This window comes from Microbacterium sp. ISL-103 (assembly GCF_018613995.1).
Taxonomy (GTDB): Bacteria; Actinomycetota; Actinomycetes; order Actinomycetales; family Microbacteriaceae; genus Microbacterium.
This window is the reverse complement of record NZ_JAGGPD010000620.1, coordinates 1-1,848: the sequence shown is the minus strand read 5'-3', so window position 1 is coordinate 1,848 and position 1,848 is coordinate 1. Positions and strand designations below refer to the sequence as shown.

Genomic DNA, 1,848 nt, shown 5'->3' with positions numbered 1-1,848 from the left:
AGAGGTGGCGGCGACCTGCTGCATGTCGTTGACCGCCCCGATACCGCGAACCGTGACCCACCCGGTCGCGAGCACGAGAAGGGTCAGGATCACGCCGATGGTCCATCTCAACCAGCGGCGCCGTACCGGCAGGCGTCCGTCACTCACCCCTGCATTCAAGCATGAAGCGGTATCACGACGGTGAGGGGAGTCGGCTGCTCGCCGTTCGCGGTGACGCTACCGGGTTCCCCAGGTGGCGACGACTACTGTTGTCGCATGGGTGCTCGGCTACGTGTTGTTCTCGATCAGCTGACGCATGTCGTCGATGCGGATCAGGCTTCCGCATCCGCAGATCTGACCGCCGCCCTCGTGAAGACGGCACCGTCCGGCTGCGCCGTCGATGCGATCGTGCCCGCGGGCGCAGAGGTGTCGATCCCCGGGGTCTCGGACGTCCGCAGACTCTCCCTCGCCCGACGCGAGCTGGCCGCCTCATGGCAGCTGGGGATCGTGGCGGGAGCCGGCGGAGGCCTCATCCATTCGGCGACCCTGATGGCGCCGCTCGTGCGGCACGACCGTGTGCACGACCATGATCAGACGACGGTCACCCTCTGGGATCTGCACGCGTGGGAAGCGCCGGACTCGCTGTCGAAGACCACGGTGGCATGGCAGCGCGGGATGCTGAAGAGGGCGGCCAAGCATGCAGACGCCGTCGTCGTGCCCTCGCACGCCATGGCTGCTCGCCTGGCGGAGATCGCGAAGCTCCGGCATCGGATCCGCGTCATCCCCGGCGCCGCACCCTCGGGCTTCGTCGTTCCCCTCGATGCCTCGGCTCGCCGTGATGCCCTGTCGCTGCCGGTCGGCTACGTGGTGCTCACGGGATCGCCCGACACGCTCGAATCGGGCTTCCGGGCCGCGCTCGCCGCGGGGAAGGACGCCGTCGTCCTCGACGCCCCCGAGGGGGCAGAGCCCAGGCTCGCCGAGCTCGCGGCATCCGTCGGCCTGCCCGAAGCCCGCGCGCACATCCGCGGCGTGCTCTCAGTCGACGACCGGGCCGCCGTGTTCGCCGCCGCCTCCGCCCTCGTCGCGACGAGCCCCCGCACCGCATGGCCCTGGAGGGTCGTCGAGGCGATGACCCTCGGGGTTCCGGTCGTCGCCGTCGACAGCGGAGTGCACCAGGACGTCATCGCCGACGGAGGAGTGCTTGTCGATGCCTCCGAAGTCCCGGATGCCGTCGTCGACGCCGTCAGCGGGGGAGCGAGGCGACTCAGCGTGCTCGGCGCGGACCGGTCACGATCGTTCTCGTGGCTCGGTGCCGCCGAGCGCGTGTGGGGACTGCACGCCGACCTCTGAGGTCCTGAACGCTGACTGTGTCTTCGGGAGACACGCCGATTCGCAACGCCCGATTTCGCGTAACAGTGGCATCATCCTGCAACTTCCGTCACACTGGTCACATGTCTCGACGTGCCCCACGCTCTCGAAACACCATGAGGATGCCCCGAATCCTCGCCACCTTCGTCGCAGTAGCGGCGCTCGTGGTCGGTGTCGCCGTTCCTGCTGCCTCCGCCTCCGCCGCGACCACGGCGTCGACTGGCGTCGTCCAGGCACGAGAGGTGAAGACGACTCTCGCGGGTTTCAGTGCGGGCAACATCATCAGCGATGCGGCCTTCACCAAGAAGAACACGATGACCGAGGCGCATATCCAGAGCTTCTTCAACGGCAAGGTCTCGAAGTGCCAGACCGGATACGTCTGCCTCAAGGACTTCCGCATCACGTCGGTGACCCGTCCGGCCGACGCGTACTGCAGCGGCTACACGGGGGCGGCGAACGAGAGCGCCGCGCGGATCCGCTATCGGGTCGCGCAGGCATGCG

The 1,848-nt window shown here is 68.3% G+C and carries 1 protein-coding gene and 1 pseudogene; both read left to right on the top strand.

Features of this window, described 5'->3' with window-relative positions; all coding sequences use genetic code 11:
- Positions 1 to 255: 255 nt before the first annotated feature.
- Entirely contained in the window at positions 256 to 1,329 is a 1,074-nt protein-coding gene (locus J7E68_RS18730; RefSeq protein WP_215175056.1) for a glycosyltransferase, read from the top strand.
- Positions 1,330 to 1,469: 140 nt separating this feature from the next.
- Positions 1,470 to 1,848 (top strand): annotated as a pseudogene (locus J7E68_RS18725) (hypothetical protein); the annotation flags it as partial.

Excerpts from the sequence above, each read along its gene's own strand:
- J7E68_RS18730 (WP_215175056.1), top strand. The coding sequence starts at position 256 with ATGGGTGCTCGGCTACGTGTTGTTCTCGATCAGCTGACGCATGTCGTC.